The 18550-nt window shown below is 70.9% G+C and carries 17 protein-coding genes; 6 read left to right on the top strand and 11 right to left on the bottom strand.

Annotation, left to right across the window (positions count from 1 at the left end; all coding sequences use genetic code 11):
• Window positions 1–7: 7 nt before the first annotated feature.
• Window positions 8–868, bottom strand: a complete 861-nt coding sequence (locus tag LXM64_RS06730; protein ID WP_234075154.1) for a Ku protein — start codon at window positions 866–868, stop codon at window positions 8–10.
• A gap of 115 nt (window positions 869–983) precedes the next feature.
• Between LXM64_RS06730 and LXM64_RS06725 the strand changes: the two genes are divergently transcribed.
• Window positions 984–3362 carry an ATP-dependent DNA ligase gene (locus LXM64_RS06725; protein ID WP_234075153.1) on the top strand — a complete coding sequence of 793 codons (2379 nt, stop codon included), beginning with the start codon at window positions 984–986 and terminating at the stop codon, window positions 3360–3362.
• Here the strand turns inward: LXM64_RS06725 and LXM64_RS06720 are convergent, their stop codons facing one another.
• The 4 genes from LXM64_RS06720 to murI all read right to left on the bottom strand — a co-directional run bounded on the left by LXM64_RS06720 (window position 3363) and on the right by murI (window position 6571).
• Window positions 3363–4277 (bottom strand): cation diffusion facilitator family transporter, encoded by a 915-nt coding sequence (locus tag LXM64_RS06720; RefSeq protein WP_234075152.1) that lies wholly within the window; start codon window positions 4275–4277, stop codon window positions 3363–3365.
• A 79-nt stretch (window positions 4278–4356) separates the two neighbouring features.
• Window positions 4357–4953, bottom strand: coding sequence for an RdgB/HAM1 family non-canonical purine NTP pyrophosphatase (rdgB, locus tag LXM64_RS06715; protein ID WP_234075151.1), 597 nt, complete (start codon window positions 4951–4953; stop codon window positions 4357–4359).
• The gene (gene rph, locus LXM64_RS06710) at window positions 4950–5696 is read right to left on the bottom strand and encodes a ribonuclease PH (RefSeq protein WP_234075150.1); all 747 of its coding nucleotides are present in this window, start codon (window positions 5694–5696) and stop codon (window positions 4950–4952) included. The genes rdgB and rph overlap by 4 nt, the downstream gene beginning before the upstream one ends.
• Window positions 5697–5740: 44 nt before the next feature.
• Window positions 5741–6571 (bottom strand): glutamate racemase, encoded by an 831-nt coding sequence (gene murI / locus LXM64_RS06705; RefSeq protein WP_234075418.1) that lies wholly within the window; start codon window positions 6569–6571, stop codon window positions 5741–5743.
• A 41-nt stretch (window positions 6572–6612) separates the two neighbouring features.
• Between murI and LXM64_RS06700 the strand changes: the two genes are divergently transcribed.
• Window positions 6613–7917, top strand: a complete 1305-nt coding sequence (locus LXM64_RS06700) for a nicotinate phosphoribosyltransferase (RefSeq protein WP_234075149.1) — start codon at window positions 6613–6615, stop codon at window positions 7915–7917.
• A gap of 10 nt (window positions 7918–7927) precedes the next feature.
• Here LXM64_RS06700 and LXM64_RS06695 read toward each other — a convergent pair whose 3' ends face one another.
• Genes LXM64_RS06695 through LXM64_RS06685 form a run of 3 tightly spaced genes read right to left on the bottom strand, consistent with a single transcriptional unit; the run spans window position 7928 to window position 11008 of the window.
• Window positions 7928–8194, bottom strand: coding sequence for a DUF3039 domain-containing protein (locus tag LXM64_RS06695; protein ID WP_137417359.1), 267 nt, complete (start codon window positions 8192–8194; stop codon window positions 7928–7930).
• 40 nt (window positions 8195–8234) lie between these two features.
• The gene (locus LXM64_RS06690; protein ID WP_234075148.1) at window positions 8235–9806 is read right to left on the bottom strand and encodes a hypothetical protein; all 1572 of its coding nucleotides are present in this window, start codon (window positions 9804–9806) and stop codon (window positions 8235–8237) included.
• The gene (locus LXM64_RS06685; RefSeq protein WP_234075147.1) at window positions 9782–11008 is read right to left on the bottom strand and encodes an ABC transporter ATP-binding protein; all 1227 of its coding nucleotides are present in this window, start codon (window positions 11006–11008) and stop codon (window positions 9782–9784) included. Before LXM64_RS06685 ends, LXM64_RS06690 begins: the two co-directional genes overlap by 25 nt.
• Between LXM64_RS06685 and LXM64_RS06680 the strand changes: the two genes are divergently transcribed.
• From LXM64_RS06680 to LXM64_RS06670, 3 genes are read left to right on the top strand one after another with little or no spacing between them, the layout of a single operon-like run.
• Complete coding sequence (locus LXM64_RS06680) at window positions 10968–11669, top strand: hypothetical protein (RefSeq protein WP_234075146.1); 702 nt, start codon at window positions 10968–10970, stop codon at window positions 11667–11669. The genes LXM64_RS06685 and LXM64_RS06680 overlap by 41 nt on opposite strands.
• Before the next feature lie 38 nt (window positions 11670–11707).
• Window positions 11708–12400 (top strand): NTP transferase domain-containing protein, encoded by a 693-nt coding sequence (locus tag LXM64_RS06675; RefSeq protein WP_234075145.1) that lies wholly within the window; start codon window positions 11708–11710, stop codon window positions 12398–12400.
• A 47-nt stretch (window positions 12401–12447) separates the two neighbouring features.
• Window positions 12448–13401, top strand: a complete 954-nt coding sequence (locus LXM64_RS06670) for a hypothetical protein (protein WP_234075144.1) — start codon at window positions 12448–12450, stop codon at window positions 13399–13401.
• A gap of 14 nt (window positions 13402–13415) precedes the next feature.
• Here LXM64_RS06670 and LXM64_RS06665 read toward each other — a convergent pair whose 3' ends face one another.
• The gene (locus LXM64_RS06665) at window positions 13416–14699 is read right to left on the bottom strand and encodes a CDP-glycerol glycerophosphotransferase family protein (RefSeq protein ID WP_234075143.1); all 1284 of its coding nucleotides are present in this window, start codon (window positions 14697–14699) and stop codon (window positions 13416–13418) included.
• Between the two features lie 40 nt (window positions 14700–14739).
• Here LXM64_RS06665 and LXM64_RS06660 point away from each other — a divergent pair, with 40 nt between their 5' ends.
• A complete protein-coding gene (locus LXM64_RS06660) occupies window positions 14740–15834 on the top strand; it encodes a glycosyltransferase family 2 protein (protein WP_234075142.1) in 1095 nt (364 codons plus the stop codon).
• Window position 15835: 1 nt separating this feature from the next.
• On the opposite strand, the gene LXM64_RS06655 is transcribed toward LXM64_RS06660, so the two are convergent.
• Together LXM64_RS06655 and LXM64_RS06650 are read right to left on the bottom strand one after the other, a co-directional pair.
• A complete protein-coding gene (locus tag LXM64_RS06655) occupies window positions 15836–17284 on the bottom strand; it encodes a CDP-glycerol glycerophosphotransferase family protein (RefSeq protein WP_234075141.1) in 1449 nt (482 codons plus the stop codon).
• Window positions 17281–18537: a CDP-glycerol glycerophosphotransferase family protein gene (locus tag LXM64_RS06650; RefSeq protein WP_234075140.1), complete on the bottom strand. Its 1257-nt coding sequence runs from the start codon at window positions 18535–18537 to the stop codon at window positions 17281–17283. The genes LXM64_RS06655 and LXM64_RS06650 overlap by 4 nt, the downstream gene beginning before the upstream one ends.
• Window positions 18538–18550 lie beyond the last annotated feature (13 nt).

The raw sequence follows: 18550 nt of genomic DNA, 5'->3' as shown, positions 1-18550 counted from the left end.
CATCCGGTCACGACGCCTTCGAACTCTTCTTCCGCTTCGCCGCGGGCTTGTCATCGCTCTTGGGTGACGCGTCCTTCTTGGACGCCCGACTGCGCTCGACGCTGGCTCGCAGGGCCGCCATGAGGTCGATGACCTCGCCGCCGTCCTTGTCGTCGCCCTCCTCGCCGAACGTGGTCGAGGTGTCGACGCTCTCGCCCTTCTCGAGCTTCGCCTCGATCAGCGTGCGCAACTGCTCCTGATACTCGTCGCGGAACTCAGTCGGATCGAAGTCGGACGAGAAGCTGTCGACGAGCGCCGCGGAGAGCTCGAGCTCCTTGGCGGAGATCCTCACGTCCTCGTCGAGCGATGGGAAGGATGCCTCGCGCACCTCATCCGCCCAGAGCAGCGTCTGCAGCACGAGCACGTCACCGCGTACACGCAGCGCGGCCAGCCGCGTCTTCTGACGCAGGGAGAACTGCACGATCGCGGTGCGGTCGGTCTGCTCGAGCGTCCGCCGCAGCAGCACGTACGCCTTCGGCGACGACGAGTCCGGCTCGAGGTAGTAGGCCTTGTCGAGGGTGAGCAGATCGACCTGGTCGCTCGGCACGAACTCGACCACCGAGATCTCGCGCGACTTCTCCGCCGGCAGCGACTCCAGGTCCTCCTTCGTGAGCACCACCGTGCGGTCGCCGTCGTCGTATGCCCGGTCGATGTCGGCGTACGGCACGACCTCGCCGTCGAGCTCGCAGACGCGCTGATACCGGATGCGGCCGCCGTCCGCCGCGTGCACCTGGTGCAGCGAGACGTCGTGGTCCTCGGTCGCCGAGTACACCTTCACCGGTACGTTCACGAGCCCGAACGCGACCGCGCCCTTCCATATCGACCTCATAGGCCTAGTAGACATCTCCGCAGCGCGCCGAGGCTAGGGGTTGCGGGCCTGTTGCATCCGATGTGCGAGGGCGCAACGGGTGCGCGTCGGACGCACCGGACGGCAGGATGGGCGCATGTCCGCACGCGAGCAGACCGTCGACGTGGAGGGCCGCCGCATCCGCGTCAGCCATCTCGACAAGGTGCTCTATCCCGCCACCGGCACCACCAAGGCCGAGGTCATCGACTACTACGCGCGGATCGCGCCGGTGCTGCTCCCCCACCTCGACGGCCGGCCGGTGACTCGCAAACGCTGGCCGGACGGCGTGGACGCCGAGTCCTTCTTCGCGAAGAACCTCGAGCGCGGCGCGCCCGCGTGGCTTCGCCGTCAGAGCATCGAACACTCCACCGGCACGAAGGAGTACGTGCTCGTCGACGACGTTCCGACCCTCGTCTGGCTCGCGCAGACCGCCAGCCTCGAGTTGCACACCCCGCAGTGGCGCTTCGGCGCCGACGGACTCCCCTCGCACCCCGACCGGCTCGTCCTCGACCTGGACCCGGGCGATGACATCGACCTGCCCACGGTGGCCGAGGTCGCGCGATGGGCGCGCGCGATCCTCACGGATGCGGGCCTCACGCCCTTCCCCGTCACGAGCGGCAGCAAGGGTATCCACCTGTACTGCGCACTCCCCCCGGGCCAGACGAGCGAGTCGGCGTCCGCGCTGGCGAAGGAGCTCGCGCGGTCGCTCGAGGCCGATCACCCCGACCTCGTCGTCAGCAACATGTCGCGGGCCCTGCGCCCCGGAAAGGTCTTCGTCGACTGGTCGCAGAACAACGGCAAGAAGACGACCATCGCCCCGTACTCCCTGCGTGGGCGCGCGCGGCCGACGGTGGCGGCACCGCGCACCTGGGAGGAGCTGGACGACCCCGGCCTCGCGCAGCTCGATCTGACGCAGGTGCTCGCCCGCACCGAGACGGACGGCGACCTCCTCGCGCCGCTACGCCCCCGACGCGGTGCCGCCGAGCCGCTGCGCACCTACATCTCCAAGAGATCCGCAGACCGCACGCCCGAGCCGGTTCCCTCAGACCCCGCCGCCGACGCGGCATCCGGGGACGCGCTCCGCTTCGTCATCCAGGAGCACCACGCTCGGCGCCTGCACTACGACCTGCGGCTCGAGCACGACGGCGTCTACGTGAGCTGGGCCGTGCCCAAGGGTGTGCCGGAGACGACGAAGCGCAATCACCTCGCGGTCATGACCGAAGACCACCCGCTGTCGTACGGCACCTTCGAGGGCAAGATCCCCGCAGGCGAATATGGTGCGGGCGAGGTGACGATCTGGGACACCGGCACCTACGAGGCGGAGAAGTGGCGACCGGACGAGGTCATCTTCACCGTCACGGGGCGGGCGGACGGCCCCCTGGGTACCGTCCGGCTCGCTCTCATCCGCACCGACGGCGAGGGCGAGAAGTCGACCTGGCTCCTGCACCGGATGAAGGACGAGGCGGTGGCGGCCGCCGCATCCGCTGCGCCATGGCCGGACGAGCTCTCGCCGTCTCGCCTGCGCCCGATGCTCGCCGAGAACTCCACATCCGGCCTGGCGGCGGCTGCCGCCCGACGTTGGGGCGGGCCGTGGGCGGAGATGAAGTGGGACGGCGTGCGCGCCCTGGCGTTCTGGGACGGCGAGCGGATGCTGCTGCGCGCCCGCAGCGGAACCGACATCACCGACCGGTACCCCGAACTCACCTCGGACCCCGGTCTCGGGCGCGCCGCCTGCATCCTCGACGGGGAGATCGTCGCACTGGATGAGCGCGGGCGGCCCAGCTTCCCCTTGCTGCAGTCCCGCATGCACCTCACGAAGGCGGCGGAGATCCGGCGCGAGGCGGAACGCGTCCCCGTGCACCTGCACGTGTTCGACGTGCTCGCGCTCGACGGAGAGGACCTCACCGCCCTCCCGCTGCGCGAGCGCCGCACGCACCTCGATGGCCTGGCCCGTGATCTGAATCCCCCGCGCATCGTGCCGCCGGTGTTCGACGACCTGGATGCGGCGCTGGAGGCGAGCACCGCGTTCTCGCTCGAGGGCGTCATGGTGAAGAACCCGGCGTCCATCTACCGGCCAGGCAGGCGTAGCGACCAGTGGCTGAAGATCAAGCACGTCGCCGCCCAGGAGGTCGTGATCGGCGCGATCCGGCCCGGTCGCCACGGCCGCGGCGGCATCGGGTCACTGCTCATGGGCGTGCCTTCGCCCGAGGGGTTGCGCTATGTGGGCCGAGTGGGAACGGGCTTCAGCGAGCGGGAGCTGCGCCGGCTCGACCAGGTGCTGCAGCCGTTGCGGACCGACGCTTCCCCGTTCCTCGACGTGCCGCGTGCCGACGCCAGGGACGCCCTGTGGGTGCGCCCGGAGGTCGTCGCCGAGGTCGCCTACGCCGAGGTCACGCCCGACGGCAGGCTGCGCCAGGCGCGCTGGCGTGGTCTCCGTCCCGACAAGGGCCCCGACGAGGTGCGCGACGAGACGTGATCAGGCGTGCGCCTCGTGCTCGACGTGATCGGCGGGCTCGAGCTGGAAGGTCGAGTGCTCGACGTCGAAGTGCTTCGCGAGGCAGCCCTGCAGATCGCTGAGGATGCGGGCGGCGCCGCCCGTGGCGTACGCCTCTTCGTCCACCACGACGTGCGCCGTGAACACGGGCGCGCCGCGGGTGAGCTGCCACACGTGCAGATCGTGGACGGCGACGACACCCGGCGTGCCGAGGATGTGGGCGCGGATCGTGTCGACCTCGACGCCCTTCGGCGTCGCCTCGCTCAGCACCGAGACGACCTCGCGCAGCAGGCCGATGGCGCGCGGCACGATCATCGCCGCGATGAGCAACGACGCGATCGCGTCGGCCGGCAGCCAGCCGGTCAGCAGGATGACGACGGCGGCGACGATCACCGCGACCGAGCCGAGCAGGTCGCCGAGCACTTCGAGATACGCACCGCGCACGTTGATGCTCGTGCGCTGCGCTGCGCCCAGCAGCCACATCGCGACGGCGTTCGCGATCAGGCCGACGGCGGCGACGCCGAGCATGAGTCCGCCGGCGACCTCCGCCTCGGCCGGGTTGATGAGCCGCGTGATGGCTTCGACGCCGACCCACAGCGAGAGCCCGAGCAGGATCACGCCGTTGGCGAGAGCACCGAACACCTCGGCGCGCTGATAGCCGAACGTGCGGCGATCGTTCGCGGGGCGGGCCGCCATGGCGCTGGCGATCAGCGCGATGACCAGGGCCGCCGCATCCGTCAGCATGTGCGCGGCGTCCGCGAGCAGCGCCAGCGACCCGGACAGGAGCGCGCCGACGACCTGCACGACGAACACCGTCGAGGTGATCCCGAGCGAGATCGCGAGCAGGCGGCGGTTGCTGCCGCCGCGGACTCCGGATGCGGGCGCGTGATCGTGCATGGCACCAGGCTAGGCGCCCCGTCACGCCCTCAGCCGGTTTGCGCGCAATCGGGAACGAGAGTGATTCTCGCTCCCGCGCTCAGAGCTCGCTCAGCAGCGGTCCGAGCTCGGCGAAGGCGCGTGCGCGGTGCGACGCGGCGTTCTTCTCGGCGGCCGAGAACTGACCGACCGTGCGTTCCGTGCCGGACTGACCGTCGGGGATGAAGATCGGGTCGTAGCCGAAGCCGCCGGCGCCGTCGGCGGCGAGCGCGAGCCGGCCCGGCCAGATGCCCTCGACCACGTGCTCGGCACCGCCGGGCATCACGAGGGCGATCGTCGAGACGAACTGCGCGGTGCGGTGCGGGTCGGCGATGTCGGCGAGTTGGTCGAGCAGGAGCTCGAGGTTGGCTGCGGCATCCTTACGGTGTCCGGCCCAGTAGGCGGAGAACACCCCCGGCGCTCCCCCGAGCACGTCGACGCAGATGCCCGAGTCGTCGGCCAGCGCAGGAAGCCCGGTGTAGGCGGCCGCCGCGCGGGCCTTGATCAGTGCATTGGCCGCGAAGGTCACGCCGTCCTCGACAGGCTCCGGCCCGTCGTAGCCGATGACGGTGAGGTCGGGGCGGGTCGCCTGCACGATGGCGCGGAACTCCTCGACCTTGTGCGGGTTGTGCGTGGCGAGCACCACGCGGTCGGTCACGCCTCGTCTCCCGCTGCGAGTGCCGCGGTCTGCGCCTGAGCGAGCTCGCCGCATCCCGCGACCGCCAGCTCCAGCAGAGCGTCGAGCTCCCGCTTGTCGAACGGCGCCCCCTCGGCCGTTCCCTGCACCTCGACGAAGAGCCCGCGGCCGGTCACGACGACGTTCATGTCGGTCTCGGCGCGCACGTCCTCGACGTACGCGAGGTCGAGCATCGGCTCACCGTCGATGATGCCGACCGAGACGGCGGAGACGGAGTCGAAGAGCACCTGCGCCTTCTGCCCGATGAACTTCTTGCGACGGCCCCACTCGATCGCGTCGGCCAGGGCGACGTAGGCGCCGGTGATCGCCGCGGTGCGCGTGCCGCCGTCGGCCTGCAGCACGTCGCAGTCGATGACGATCGTGTTCTCGCCCAGCGCTTTCGTGTCGACGACCGCGCGAAGCGCCCGGCCGATCAGGCGCGAGATCTCGTGCGTACGCCCGCCGATCTTGCCCTTGACGCTCTCGCGGTCGTTGCGATCGTTCGTGGCGCGCGGCAGCATCGCGTACTCGGCGGTGATCCAGCCCTTGCCCTTGCCGGTGAGCCAGCGCGGCACGCCGTTCGTGAACGACGCCGTGCACAGCACCTTGGTGTTGCCGAACGAGATGAGCGCGGACCCCTCGGCCTGGCTCGACCAGCCCCGCTCGATCGTCACGGGACGCAGCTGCGAGACGGTACGCCCATCGGCGCGGGTGATGTCGGTCATCGTTCTCCTCGGGTAGGGCGGATGCGGGAAATCAGGGTGAGGCGTCAGGACGCGGCGGTGCGGGGCAGATCGATCGTGCCGGTCTGCACGAGCTGCACCTGGCGCACCTCGCGTCCCATGAGCCGGTGCGCGAGCTGGATGAAGTCGTCGGCCGACGAGCCCGTCGCCTCGTACACGTGCTGCGCCACGGCGTCGGGGCCTGCCAGCAAATCACGGGAGACGAGCTGACGGTAGACGTCCTTCGCCGTCTCGGTGTCGCTCGAGACGAGACTGGTGCCCTCACCCATGACGTAGCTGATAGCGCCCTCGAGGAACGGGTAGTGCGTGCAACCGAGCACGAGCGTGTCGACGTCCGCGTGGCGCAGGGGCGCAAGGTAGTCCTCGGCGACCTGCAGCACCTCGGCCGAGCCGGTGACGCCCGCCTCGACGAAGTCGACGAACCGCGGGCAGGCCTGCGCGAACACGGTGACGTTCGGGTTCACCTCGAGCATGTCCTGGTACGCGCCGGAACCGATCGTGCCGGTCGTGCCGATGACGCCGATGCGGCTGTTTCGGGTCGTGGCGAGCGCTGTGCGCACGGCGGGCCCGATGACTTCGACCACGGGCACGTCGTAGCGCTCGCGCGCATCCCGGAGCACCGCGGCCGACGCCGTGTTGCAGGCGATGACGAGCATCTTCACACCCTGCTCGACCAGCGTGTCGAGGATCTCGAGCGAGTACCGGCGCACATCCGCGATGGGCTTCGGACCGTAGGGCGAGCGCGCCGTGTCTCCGATGTAGAGCAATGATTCACGCGGCAGCAACTGCGAGATCGCGCGGGCGACGGTCAGACCACCCACTCCGGAGTCGAAGATCCCGATCGGCGCGTCGTCCACCACGATCACCCAGCCTACCCGCGCTCGATAGAGTGACCGCCATGCCCGAGACGACCTCGCTGCTCACCGACCGCTACGAGCTGACCATGATCGAGGCGGCGCTGCGCGACGGCACCGCCACAAGGCGCACGGTCTTCGAGCTGTTCGCCCGGCGCCTTGCGGGAGGGCGCCGCTTCGGCGTGGTCGCGGGAACCGGTCGCCTGCTGTCCCTGCTGCGCGACTTCCGCTTCGGCGACGACGAGCTGCGCTACCTCCGCGAGAACGGCGTGGTGGATGCGGACACGATCGCCGCCCTCGCCCACTTCCGCTTCACCGGGTCGATCACCGGCTACCGGGAGGGGGAGCTGTACTTCCCCGGCTCCCCCGTACTGACCGTCGAGGGCAGCTTCCTCGAGGCAGTGATCCTCGAGACCCTGGCCCTCAGCGTGCTCAACCACGACTCCGCCGTCGCCACGGCGGCCGCGCGGATGTCGCTGGCTGCCGGCGACCGGCCGCTGGCCGAGATGGGCTCGCGACGAGCCGGGGAGCGCTCGGCCGTCGCCGCCGCGCGAGCCGCCTACATCGCCGGCTTCGGCGCCACGAGCAATCTGGAGGCGGGGCGCACCTGGGGCATCCCGACCATGGGCACCGCCGCCCACGCGTGGACGCTCCTCCACGACCGCGAAGAGGACGCTTTCCGCGCGCAGATCGCCGCCCAGGGACTCGGGACGACGCTGCTCGTCGACACCTACGACATCGAGCGGGGCGTCGAGACCGCGATCCGCGTCGCGGGAACCGGCCTCGGCGGCGTGCGCATCGACTCGGGCGACCTGCCCGTGGTCGCGGCGCGCGTGCGGGCGCAGCTCGACGCCCTCGGCGCCACCGACACACGCATCACCGTCACGAGTGACCTGGATGAGTACGCGCTGGCGGCACTGGCCGCATCCCCCGTCGACGCCTACGGCGTCGGCACGTCCGTCGTGACGGGTTCGGGTACGCCGACCGCGGGGATGGTCTACAAGCTGGTCGCGCGTCAGGACCCCGACGGAACATGGGTGAGTGTCGCGAAGGCGTCCGCCGAAAAGACGTCGACGGGCGGCCGGAAGTCGGCCTTCCGGGGCCTGCGCGGCGGCGTCGCCGAGGCGGAGCTCATCCGCATCGACGCGGCCGGCTCACCCGCCGAGCTCGCAGAGGCCCGGCCGCTGCAGGTACCGCTCGTCGAGCACGGCGAGATCGACGCCTCTCACGAAGGCCCTGAGGGTGTGCAGGGCGCACGGGCGCACCATCTGATGGTGCGCCGCGAACTCCCCCTCGCGGCGCACGGTCTGAGCCGGTCGGATCCGGCGATTCCCACCCGCTACCTGTGAGCGGCGCGCGTCACTGCTGCAGCGACTCGTAGATCTCCTTGCACGACGGGCAGACCGGGAACTTCTCCGGATCGCGACCGGGCGTCCACTTCTTGCCGCACAGCGCGCGCACGGGCTTGCCCGTGATGGCCGATTCGAGGATCTTCTCCTTCTTCACGTAGTGCGAGAAGCGCTCGTGATCGCCGGGCTCGATGGTCTCTTCGCGGATGAGCTCTTCGAGCTCGCGGTCGAGGGTGGCGAGGCCGCCCTGGTCGGGGCTGTCGGCAGGGGTGCTCATGGTCAGCAAGTGTAGCCGCGAGGGGTGCGCGCGGCTCGGGTCACGAACTCGTGGCAGCGAACTCCATGAGCTCGCTCTCACGCCGCTCGAACACCTGTGCGCCGATGGCGAGTCCCACTCCGAGCACGACGACCCCCGTCGTCGCCCCGCCCACGAGGGCCGCGAGGCCGAAGGACTGATCGTCCGAGACCGCCTGCCACGCCCACCAGAGCGTCGGTACGCTCACAGCCAGCGCCCCCAGCATCACGAGCGCCTGCGAGAGGATGCCGGCGGATCCCGTGCGCTGAGGCTGCTGGAAGGGACTGTCACCCGGACGCGATACCGCATACGGCGCCGCCGCCGAGGCGATGGAGGAGAGTCCCAGGCCGGACAGGAACAGACTGATCGTCACGCCCGCGAGTGCCGGCAGGTGCGCCCACCGCCCATGGATGGCGACCGCGACAGGGACGGCGACGGCGAACGTCGGCACCGCGATGAGCAGGATCGGCACGAGGCGACCCACGCGGTCGGAGATGCCGCGCACACCGGAGGCGACGTGCATCCACACCGCGGTGGAGTCGTAGGCGACGTCGTTGTGGGGCAACCAGCCGAAGAAGAGCGCGATGATGGGCACCGGCACCAGCGCCACATACTCGGCGGGCACGCCCGCGACCAGCAGCGGGATGGTGGTCAGCAGCGCCGCTACCGGAACGACGAGCACATTCACGCCGTAGCGACGATCGCGCAGCCAGTAAGTGAGGCTGCGGGCGGCGATGGCGCCCCCGGCGGTGCTGGGCAGCACCGCGAACCATCCCATGCCGCCGCGCTCACGCGCAGCGAGCGGGCGTTCGATCGTCGTGAGTGCGCGGCGCACGATCGCGAACCACGCCCATCCGAGCAGGGCGATCGTGACCAGCGCGACGATCGCGGCGAGCCAGAGCCCGCCGACATCGCCGATCGCGGCGAGGCCCGGCAACGCCCAGGCGGCACCGATCGGCGTGAACGCGAGCACGTGCGCCGCCGCATCGAGTTGACTCGGAACGGCATCACCCCAGTCGAGCGAGGCGAAGAACACCCCGACCGGCACGAAGACGACCAGCAGCGCGAGGATGAACAGTCCGGTGAGCTCGCGCGACCGGCGCGGAAGCGTCCACATCGAGGCGAGTCCCGCAGCGACCCGGGTGAGCAGCACCGCCGTCACCACGCCCAGCAGAGGTCCGATCGCAGACAGCGCTCCGGCGTCCTGCGAGAACCACATCACGGCGGTCGCCACGGCAACCGCCGCCAACGCCAGGACAGGCACGCTGACGACGCTCGCGAGCAGGATCGAGCTCGCGAGAGATCTGGGTTCCAGTCCGAAGGTCTGGAACCGGCGCGGGTCGAGCTGGTCCGGGCTTCCGGAGATCGGAGGCGCAAGCGCGTAACCGACCGCGACCGCGCTGCCTCCGAGAACCGTCACCACGAAGGCGGATTGCGCGGTGACCGACTGCAGTGCGATCTGGGCGATGCAGGCCGCGACCACGCCGCCCACGACGAGGACGCTCGCGATGATCGCACGCCAGCGCTCCGCGGCATCGCCGCGCAGCGCCCCGATCAGGAGGGCGGCCCTCAGTCGGAGAACGTGTGCAGCCATTCGAGGCCCTCCACCTCGTTCGAGCCGCCGACGAGCTCGAGGAACCGTGCCTCGAGCGTCTGCTCGCCGCGGACCTCGGACACCGTGCCGTCCACCAGCACCTGACCGGAGACGATCACCGCCACGCGATCGCACACGCGCTCGACCAGGTCCATTCCGTGGCTGGAGAGCAGAACGGTTCCGCCGTGCGACACATATGTGCCCAGGATGTCGAGGATCACCGAACTCGAGACAGGGTCGACGGCCTCGAAGGGCTCATCGAGCACGAGCAGCCGGGGTGAGTGGATGAGGGCTGCGGCGAGCATGATCTTCTTCGTCATGCCCGCGGAGTAGTCCGAAACGGACCGGCCCAGCGCCGAGGTCAGGTCGAAGGCACGCCCCAAGTCGGAGGCGCGGCGCTCCACGGTGTTCGCATCGAGACCGCGCAGCAGCCCCGCGTACGACAGCAGCTGGCGACCGGTCAGGCGATCGAAGGTGCGCAGTCGGTCCGGCAGCACGCCGATCAGCCTCTTGGCGTCACGCGACCGGGTGCGCGCGTCGACGCCAGCGACGCGGATCGTGCCCGCGTCGGGCTTCAGGAGCCCGGCGATCATCGAGAGCGTGGTGGTCTTGCCAGCGCCGTTCGGTCCGACGAGACCGTAGAAGGTGCCGGCGGGGACGGCGAGGTCGATGCCCGCGACCGCGACCGTCGAGCCGTAGGACTTCGCGAGGCCACTCACCTCGAGCGCCAGCGAGGGCGCATCCGCCGAGGCCGCCCTCTCGGCGACATCCGAGAACAACCGTTCGGACGCCTCATCCTCCGTCGTCTCGACCACCACGGCCGCCGATGTCAGCGCCACCGCGTCGTCGAGGGTCTCGTCGTCCGTCTCGGGCACCTCGTCGACGACCTCGACGACCTGGACGACTTCCTCCACCTCGACGATCTCCGCCGGCGCCGGGTCAGCGGGCTCGGGAGCGCGCTGCTCGGTCGCGGCGCCCGTCGCCGTGACGACGGGCACCTCGTCCAGTACCTCGGGCGATGCGGCCTCGACCGGCGCCTCATCGGGGACGATCACCTCGTCGGAAACGAGCACCTCGTCGGAAACCTGCACCTCGTCGACCGCGGTCGGCTGGTCCGCACCCGGCGGGGTCGCACGCGGCGGCAGGGGTGGTTTGGGCGGGATGACGAAGTCCACCGGAACCGGCGCATCGATCGGGGCCACGGGCGGTGTCTTCGCAGCGGCCGCGCGCGGCGTCTTCGCTGCCGCCGGCGCCGACTTCGCTCGCGGCGACGCGGTGCGCGGCTTGGGTGCGGTCTCGCCGGTGCGGGCGGTCGTGGTCCGCGCTGCGGGCTTCCTGGGCGCCGCCGGCTTCTTCGGCGCGGCGGGCTTCTTCGCCGCGGCGGGCTTCTTCGCCGCCGCCGGCGCCGCCGCATCCTCCGTGGTCGAGCCCGCGGGACGCGAGGCCGCCGTCGGCCGCTTCGCCGCGGGCTTCTTCGGAGCTGCGGGCGCGGCGGGTTCGTTCTCGTCGGCCGCGGCTGCTGCTGCGGCCGAGGGCGCCGGCTTCTTCGCAGCGGGCTTGCGCGCCGCTGCCGGACGGGCGGTCGTGGACCGCGGAGTGCGCGGAGTCGCAGGGCGCGTGGACGCCGGTTTCTTCGCAGCCGCGGAGGCCTCCTCAGCGGAGCCGTCGTCGGGCGTGGGCGCGTCGGAACCGGAAGGAGTGGAGGTCACTTCCCCAACGTATCAACCGCCCCTGACGATCCCATCGGTGGGATGCGGCCCTGTCATCGATTGTCACGAATCCACAACGGCGGTGGGGAGATCTGCGGGCTTCCAGGTGGCCCGGATACCATGGGCCCGGCACAAAGGAGTGTTTCGTCGGTGAACCGACCGTGAACTTCGACTCCAGGAGCAATGAATCTTATGAGACTTCAGACTGTGATCCTTGCCGCAGGCATGGGCTCGCGCCTCGGCCGCAGCCTCCCCAAGCCGCTGACCCAGCTGAGCGACGGGCGCAGCATCATGCGCCAGCAGCACGACAACATCCGCGCAGCCTTCGGCACGGACGCCAAGATCACGACGGTCGTCGGCTACCGCGCCGAGACCATCGTGGAGGCCTTCCCCGAGGCGGACTACGTCTACAACGAGCGCTACGACCAGACCAACACCTCGAAGAGCCTCCTGCGCGCGCTGTCCGCGACCGGCAAGGCGGGTGTGCTCTGGATGAACGGCGACGTCGTCTTCGACCCCCGCGTGCTGGGCCGGGCCGTGGCGCTCATCGAGCGCGAGCAGTCCTTCGTCACCGTCAACACCGCGAAGGTGAGCGACGAAGAGGTCAAGTACACCGTCACGAGCGAGGGCTTCATCAAGGAGCTGTCCAAGACCGTCCGCGGCGGAATCGGCGAGGCCGTGGGAATCAACTACATCTCGCGCGCCGACAAGCGCTCCTTCATGCACCACCTTGCGCGCGTCGACGATCAGGACTACTTCGAGCGCGGTCTCGAGCTCGCCATCCAGCACGACGGCCTCCTGCTCGAGCCGATGGACATCTCCGACCTGTACGCCGTCGAGGTCGACTTCGCCGAAGACCTCGAACGCGCGAACCAGTTCGTCTGATCCGCAATCCCCCGGCGCCGTTCAGCCGAGGCGCCTAGCATCGCAGGATGCCGGAGAAGGTCCACCGCATCCACAGCCTGCCGGACGAGTCGCCGTGGCAGGGAGGCATCCCACCCGTCGGGTCGAGCGAGCACCCGTTCACGGTGCGCGCCCTCGATCGCGTGCTCGCCGTCCAGCGCCCCGTGGTGCTCGCGCACCTGCGCAGCATCCGAGTGCGCCACCCGCGCGCCACGACGCTCGAGATCGTGCGGATGCTGGAGCGCCGGTACCTCGCGGCGGTGACCACCGGCGGAGCCGCCGTCGGCGCGACGGCCGTCGTGCCCGGCATCGGCACCGGCGTCACGCTGGCGCTGAGCGGCGTGGAGACTCTCGGCTTCCTGGAGACGACGACGTTGTTCGCGCAGTCGGTGGCCGAAGTGCACGGGCTCCCGGTCGAGAACCCCGACCGGGCCCGCGCGCTCGTTCTGACGCTGCTGCTCGGTCAGGAGGGGATCGACCTGGTCACCCAGCTCGCCCGGCAGGCCGGCGGCAAGGGCCCGTCGCGCAGCACCTACTGGGGAGAGTTGATCACCACGACGCTGCCCCGCGCGGCGCTCGGTCCGCTGGTCGACCGTCTGAAGACCTCGTTCCTGCACCGTTTCGCCGCCCGCGGCGGCGCCTCCTTCGTCGGCAAGGCGCTGCCCTTCGGCGTGGGCGCTGCGGTCGGCGGCGCCGGCAACCATCTGCTCGGGCGACGTGTGATCACCACGTCTCGACGCGCGTTCGGGATGCCGCCCCTCGATCTGCCCGCGGAGCTCGAGCCTCGCCCGGGCGCCGCACCGCTCGAGCGGCTCGCCGGGCGGGGCCTCGCGCGCGCCGGCGGGCTCGTCGCGCAGGCCGCGGGATCCGCCACCCGCCGCACGCGCAACGCCACGAAGGCGCTCGGCTCCGTTCGCCGGAAGCAGCGGCCGTCCGACTCCCCCGTGGATCCCTCGGCCAGCGAGGACCTACCGGATCGCTGAGCGGACGTTGCGTCTCAGGAAGCTTCTTCGCGGCCGGCGTGAGAGTCGAGCTCGGCCTGCGCCGCAGCGTCGTCCGCGTCGCCGCCCGCTCGTGCGTGCCACTGGTCCCATTCGTCCATGAGTCGGCCGATCGCCGCGTGGAAGCGTGCCGTCGGAGCCCCCGGCGAGGTGTCGCCGAAGTAGTGGTCGACCCAGTGCGCGAGGCGAGCGACCGCCTCGGGATCGCCGACCAGGCGATCGACCTCGGCCAGGATGCGGGGGGCATCGGCCGCATCCAGCCACTCGCACGCGGAGAGATAGCCGCTGGTGTCGACCGCGGCACGCTCATCGACGGGCCGCGTGATCAGCAACGGCTTGTCGGCAGCGAGGCGGTCGTAGACCATGGCGGAGATGTCGACCACCGCGACGTCGGAGGCCGCCAGCTGCCAGCCGAGTTCCGGGCCGTCGTCGTAGACGTGCTGAGCGGCGGGGTCGGCGGCGTTCGCCGCGGCGATCGCGGCGACGATGCGTCGATGCGCGGCCAGGTACTCGTGGTCGACCACGCCGCTGCGGGGGTGCGGTCGGTAGATGAGGCGGTGGCGTGCAGAGCCGAGGACGGCTGAGGCCAGTGCCTCTCCGTGACTGACGATGGATCCGTAGAACGCGGAGGGTCGATCGCCCTCCCAGGTCGGTGCGTAGAGCACGACCGTGCGATCGTCCGGAGTGTAGGGCAGCGCCCCGGAGTAGTGGTCCGCCTGCGGTCGACCGATCGCGATCGTGCGGGCGTCGAGGTCGTAGTTCCACAGCACGCGTCCCAGACGTTCGCGAGCCGCATCCCCCGCGATCAGGGCGTAGTCGTACGCCTTGAACTGATTCGTGGTCATGTACATCTTGTCGGACTCGCCGTGGTTGACGAACACGTGCCAGCGATGCCCGTAGCGGAACATCTGGAAGTTGCGCGTGTTCTGATTCACGTACAGCACGATGCGCAGTCCCTGCGCCGCCACGACCTTCTCGAGGTCGCGCACGGTCGGCACGAACGCGACGGGCAGCTCGCTCTCGGTCATGATCGCCGCCGCCGAGGTGGCGTTCCGGCTGAGCACCAGGACGGGCCAGGTCTCGGCGAGCTTCTGGAGCGGCTTGTACCACTGACGCATCTGGTAGAGGTTCACGGCGCCGTCGGCGAAGTAGACACCGACCCGGAAGCGACCGACCGGCAGCGGGGTGCGCATCGCGCGCACCTGGCGCACGGCGGAGCGGTTGTCGAGGACCTTCCGGAGAAGTCCCCGCGCCTTGCGGATGTCTGATGCCAGGCCCATCCTTCCAGCCTAACCAGCGCACGCATGGGATGATCGTCGGATGCACGTCGACGCGGGGGGCCATCGTGACGCCCCGGTTCCCAGCGCCGAGGCAGGGGTGTCCTTCGTCATGCCGGTGCTGAACGAGGCGCGATATCTGGAGCGCGCCGTGCAGAGCGTGCTCGCGCAGCAGACTCCCGGCCCCATGGAGCTCGTGCTGGCGCTGGGCCCCTCCTCGGACGGCACCGACGAGATCGCCGAGCGTCTCGCCGCCGGCGACGACCGCATCCTGCTCGTGCGCAATCCCGACGCCGACATCCCGACGGGCTTGAACCTGGCGATCGCCCGCAGCACGCTGGCGACCATCGTGCGGGTCGACGCTCACTCGGAGCTCGCCCCCGGCTACACGCTGAGGGCACTCGAGACGCTGGCGCGCGTCCGCGCCGCGAACGTCGGCGGGGTGATGCAGGCCGACGGGCGCACACCGTTCCAGCGCGCCGTCGCCCGCGCGTACAACTCTCCGTTCGGGCTGGGCGGCGGGGCGTATCACGGCGGACGACGCGAGAGCGCGGCCGAGTCCGCCTACCTCGGCGTCATGCGCCGCGTCGTCGTCGACGAGGTCGGCGGATTCGACGAGTCCCTGCGCCGCGGCGAGGACTGGGAACTGAACCTCCGCATCCGCCGGGCGGGGTACCGCGTCTGGTTCGATCCCGCACTGCGTGTGACGTACTGGCCGCGCGAGAGCTGGCAGCGACTCGTGCGGCAGTTCCGTGCCACCGGCGCGTGGCGCGGCGAGCTGGTGCGACGCTACGGCCGTCGCAACTCACTGCGCTTCTTCGCCCCGCCCCTCCTCGTGGCCAGTGTGGCCCTCGCCGCCGTGACCGGTGCGCTGCAGCTCACCGGTGTCCTCTCCGGCATCGCCGCTGTCATCGCCAACGCGGTCTACCTGCCCGTGGTCGCGTACGCGGTTCTCATCGTCGGCGTCGCCCTGGGCCCGGGCGGCGGAAGAGGATGGCGCGACAAGCTCTGGACGGCGGGAGTCCTCCCCTCGATGCATCTCGCCTGGGGCGCCGGGTTCATCCAGGGGCTCGTGCGCGGCGCGCGCGACACCGTCGACACCTCGCGGCTCGGAACCCGCAACACGCCGCTGCCGTGAGTCAGCCGCCGATCAGGCCCTGATCGAGGATGCGGGCGACGACGCGCTCCGCCGCGTGGCCGTCGTCGCGCGCGTTGAAGGCGCGCTGCCACGCGGCGTACCGGTCGGCGTAGGCGGCGGAGTCCTGCGCCAGGGCCCGGGTCAACTCCTCCTGCGTGCGCACGAGCGGCCCGGGCGCGCGTGCGGTGAGATCGAAGTAGAACCCGCGCAGGCGTCCGCGGTAGTCCTCGAGGTCGGGCACGAAGAAGTACACCGGCTTACCCGTGACGGTGAAGTCGAACATCACCGACGAATAGTCGGTCACGAGCGCGTCGGCGGCCAGCAGCAGCTGGGCGGTGTCCGGGAAGCCTGTCACATCGATGACGCGCGCACCCTCGGCGTCCCTGCCCGGCAGCAGCGTGCGGGAGTGACCACGCACCAGCACGACCGCGCCGGTGTCGGCCGCGAGCCTCTCGGCATCCAGGAAGTCCACGATCTGCTCGCGATCGTCGCGCCAGGTCGGCGCGTAGAGGATGACGCGCTCGTCCTCGCCGATGCCGAGACGCGCGCGCACCGCCGCCGCATCCCCCGTGCGAAGCACGTCGTTGCGCGGGTATCCCTCGACCCAGATCGGTCGGCGACCGAACGCATAGGCCCGCCGCAGGATCGATGCCGCGTACGGGTTCTGCGCCAGCAGGACGTTCCAACGGAGCGATTCGCGCACGACGGCGACCGCACGTCGAGGATCGAAGCCGGGGCGATGAAGCGCCAGTCTCTTGAGGGGCGTGCCGTGCCAGGTCTGGACCACGTGCTGCCCCGGCCGGCGCACGTAGCGCCGACGCATCCAGTCGTTGACCACCAGCAGGCGCGAGACCGCGCGGGCCCGCCACCAGTCCGGACTCCCCTCGACGACGGGGATCGCCCCCTCGGGGACGTCGACGGAGAGGTCGACGACGCTCCAGTACCGCACGAGGCCGGGCAGCCGCTCGCTGAGCACCCGGTCGATCGCGAGCGGATTGCAGCTGGCATTGCGCCCGTAGAAGCTCTCGAAGAAGACCGCCTCCTCCAGCGGCTCGCGCCCGGTCGCATAGCGGCGCTCGAGGGCGCCCTGCGCCTCGCCGGCGTCGTACGCCGGGTCGACGGGCGGTCCGATCTCGAGCTCCCACTCCGTCAGCGTCGCGCGCACCGGTCCGAGTTGCGCGAGCGCGAGGGGCTCGGGGGCGTCAGGGGCCTCCGCGGAGGCGGCGGGCTCGACGTGCACCCGGTACCGCCCGCTCGGCAGCGGGAGAACCGGCCCGCCCCAGCGCGAGGCCGCGAGCGTCAAGGTCGCGGTCCATGTCTTGCCCCGGCCGGTCAGCGTCGCGGCCACCCGCGCACGGGCGCCGATCAGCTCGACGCGTGCGGGACGCGCCCCGGCTCCCCGCAGGACGAGCGCCGGAGCGCTTCCCGTGCTCCACTCCGCCGTGGTCATGCGGTCTCCTCCCGAGGGTCGCCGCCGGTGGCAGCCATGATGGCCCGATAGACCCGTTCCGCGTTGCGGCCGTCGCGGTGCGCGTGCACGGCCGCGTCCAGACGTCTGGCACGCTCCCGTCGCGCCTCGCGCGCCTCGTCGTCCGAGAGCACGGCCGCGATCTGTGCGAGAGCCCCCTCCCAGTCCAGGGCGACATCCGGGCCGGCGACGTCCGCGTAGGCGCCGTAGAAGCCGCGGCGGCGGGCGTAAGCGTCGACGTCCGGCGCGAAATACACGACCGGCAGTGGCACCAGCGAAGAGTCGTACGCCAGCGACGAGTAATCGGTGACGAGCAGATCCAGGCCCGGAAGCACTGGCGTGACATCGGCCAGGCGGTCGCTGCCGAGCAGGTGCACACGGCGGGAGCCCCCGGGCGGTGCGTACTCCCCCGCGCCCAACGGATGCGGGCGCACGATCAGCCGCGCACCGTGCTCGTCGAGCAGCTCGGTGATCCGTGCCCAGTCGCCGGCCGTGGGGATCGCAGGGTCGTCGTCGCCGTCGCGCCACGTCGGTGCGTACAGCACCAGCCGGTCGTCGCCGAGCGGACCCAGCGTGGCTTCGAGCTGACGACGCGCGCGCTCTCGCCGTTCGGTCTCACTCCCCCTCGACAGCACGTCCACGCGCGGCTCCCCGACGACCGGTACGCGCGAGTCGTCGAGCGAGAACGCCGATTCGAGGCGTCCGCGTACGAGGTGGGATGCGGCCGGCAGAAGACGGATCCGGCGTGTGGCACTGCGGTACATGAACGCGAGCAGACGACGCACGAGACGAGAGGACGGCAGGAGAGAACTACGCAGGGTCTCCGGCGAGTCGATGCCGATGCGCTTGAGCGGGATGCCGTGCCACAGCTGCACGAGGTACGACCCCGACACGGCGTAACGGTTGACGTCGCCGAAGCCGTGCGTGACGACGACGACCTCGGCGCGCGCCGTAAGCCAGAGTCCGCGCAGCGAATCGGCGCGGACCTGCGGGATGCCGCGCGATGCCGCATCCCGTGCCTGCGCATCGGTGCGGACCAGCCAGACGGCACGGTGACCGCGTGCCGCCGCCTCGTTCCACAGCGCGAGGGCGCCGTCGGCGATTCCCGCCGCCGAGCCGAAGACCCACCTTCCGCGCGCCCGCGGCACGAGCAAGGTGAGAGCCCGCCCGGCCGCATAGAACGGAATGGCGAGGAGCTTCTTCGCATTGCCGTCGCCGAACGAGAAGGACGCCACCTCGCGAGCCTAT

This window comes from Microbacterium binotii (assembly GCF_021398715.1).
In the GTDB taxonomy this organism is placed as follows: Bacteria; Actinomycetota; Actinomycetes; order Actinomycetales; family Microbacteriaceae; genus Microbacterium; species Microbacterium binotii_A.
This window is presented reverse-complemented; position numbering and strand designations above follow the sequence as displayed.

Excerpts from the sequence above, each read along its gene's own strand:
- LXM64_RS06655 (WP_234075141.1), bottom strand. The coding sequence starts at position 17,284 with ATGACCACGGCGGAGTGGAGCACGGGAAGCGCTCCGGCGCTCGTCCTG.
- LXM64_RS06660 (WP_234075142.1), top strand. The coding sequence starts at position 14,740 with ATGCACGTCGACGCGGGGGGCCATCGTGACGCCCCGGTTCCCAGCGCC.
- LXM64_RS06695 (WP_137417359.1), bottom strand. The coding sequence starts at position 8,194 with ATGAGCACCCCTGCCGACAGCCCCGACCAGGGCGGCCTCGCCACCCTC.
- LXM64_RS06675 (WP_234075145.1), top strand. The coding sequence starts at position 11,708 with ATGAGACTTCAGACTGTGATCCTTGCCGCAGGCATGGGCTCGCGCCTC.
- LXM64_RS06700 (WP_234075149.1), top strand. The coding sequence starts at position 6,613 with ATGCCCGAGACGACCTCGCTGCTCACCGACCGCTACGAGCTGACCATG.
- LXM64_RS06690 (WP_234075148.1), bottom strand. The coding sequence starts at position 9,806 with ATGGCTGCACACGTTCTCCGACTGAGGGCCGCCCTCCTGATCGGGGCG.
- LXM64_RS06680 (WP_234075146.1), top strand. The coding sequence starts at position 10,968 with ATGACGAAGTCCACCGGAACCGGCGCATCGATCGGGGCCACGGGCGGT.
- LXM64_RS06670 (WP_234075144.1), top strand. The coding sequence starts at position 12,448 with ATGCCGGAGAAGGTCCACCGCATCCACAGCCTGCCGGACGAGTCGCCG.
- LXM64_RS06720 (WP_234075152.1), bottom strand. The coding sequence starts at position 4,277 with ATGCACGATCACGCGCCCGCATCCGGAGTCCGCGGCGGCAGCAACCGC.
- LXM64_RS06665 (WP_234075143.1), bottom strand. The coding sequence starts at position 14,699 with ATGGGCCTGGCATCAGACATCCGCAAGGCGCGGGGACTTCTCCGGAAG.
- LXM64_RS06725 (WP_234075153.1), top strand. The coding sequence starts at position 984 with ATGTCCGCACGCGAGCAGACCGTCGACGTGGAGGGCCGCCGCATCCGC.
- LXM64_RS06730 (WP_234075154.1), bottom strand. The coding sequence starts at position 868 with ATGAGGTCGATATGGAAGGGCGCGGTCGCGTTCGGGCTCGTGAACGTA.
- rph (WP_234075150.1), bottom strand. The coding sequence starts at position 5,696 with ATGACCGACATCACCCGCGCCGATGGGCGTACCGTCTCGCAGCTGCGT.